The following is a 1,131-nucleotide window of genomic DNA, read 5'->3' as shown; positions in this document are numbered from 1 at the left end:
CGCTCTGGACACGCGACCCCGAGGCCGAGGTGCTGCCCACGCTCGCCGAACTGGGCATCGGGTTCGTGCCGTTCAGCCCTCTCGGCAAGGGTCTCCTCACCGGCACCGTCAACACGTCCACGGCCTTCACCGACGGGGACATCCGCCAGCGGGTCCCGCGCTTCGACGCGGAGAACCTGGCGGCGAACCAGGCGCTCGTCGACCACGTCCGGCAGCTCGCCGACGTGAAGGGCGCGACGCCCGGCCAGATCGCCCTGGCCTGGCTGCTCGCGCAGCAGCCATGGATCGTGCCCATCCCCGGTACCCGCCGCACGGCACGGATCCGGGAGAACACCGCCGCGACGGCTGTCGCACTGTCCGCGGACGAGGTCGCGGACCTCGACGGCCTGGCCCAACGGGTCGGCGTCAGTGGCGATCGCTACAACGCCGAGCACATGGCCTACGTCAATCGCTAGGAACAGCTGCGCAGCCTGGCCTGCCGGATCCATGAAACCGCTGCCCACAACGTCCGGCGTGATGTGCTGGAACAGAAGGAGAGAACGAAATGACTGTCAACGGATTTGACCAAATCTTCCCGCTCGGGGAGAAGAATGACGCGTTCGCGCAGTACTTCATCGGCCAGAGCTACCTGGCTCCGCTCGCCTCGGGGAGCGTTCCCGTCAGTAATGTCTCCTTCGAGCCGGGCTGCCGTAACAACTGGCACATCCACCATGGAACGGGCGGCGGTGGAGACCAGATCCTGCTGTGCACGGCGGGCAGCGGCTGGTACCAGGCGGCGGGCGAGGATCCCGTCAGCATGGAGCCGGGGACGGTGGTCCGCGTCCCGGCGGGCACGAAGCACTGGCACGGCGCGAAGGCCGACTCGTGGTTCTCTCACGTCGCCTTCATCACCCCGGGCGAAGACGTCAGTAACGAATGGCTCGAGCCCGTCACCGACGAGGCGTACAGCGAGCTGCCGAAGAACGGAGCAACCGCATGACCATCCTGAACGAGACCTACACCCTGTCCAACGGCGTCGAGATCCCCAAGCTGGGGCTCGGCACCTGGTTCATCGACGACGACCGGGCGGCCGAGGCGGTCCGTGCAGCCGTGGAGATCGGCTACCGCAACATCGACACCGCCCAGGCTTAC

At 67.3% G+C, this 1,131-nt stretch carries 3 protein-coding genes; all 3 read left to right on the top strand.

Features of this window, described 5'->3' with window-relative positions; all coding sequences use genetic code 11:
* A partial coding sequence (locus tag ACWFR4_RS49130) for an aldo/keto reductase (protein ID WP_453658531.1) occupies positions 1-455 on the top strand: 455 nt, incomplete at its 5' end.
* 89 nt (positions 456-544) lie between these two features.
* On the top strand, positions 545-979 hold the full coding sequence (locus ACWFR4_RS49125; protein ID WP_453658529.1) for a cupin domain-containing protein: 435 nt from the start codon (positions 545-547) through the stop codon (positions 977-979).
* Positions 976-1,131 (top strand): aldo/keto reductase (locus tag ACWFR4_RS49120; protein WP_453658533.1); only part of this gene is annotated, 156 nt, incomplete at its 3' end. The genes ACWFR4_RS49125 and ACWFR4_RS49120, both read left to right, overlap by 4 nt.

Source organism: Streptomyces sp. NPDC055140 (assembly GCF_053607285.1).
This window is presented reverse-complemented; position numbering and strand designations above follow the sequence as displayed.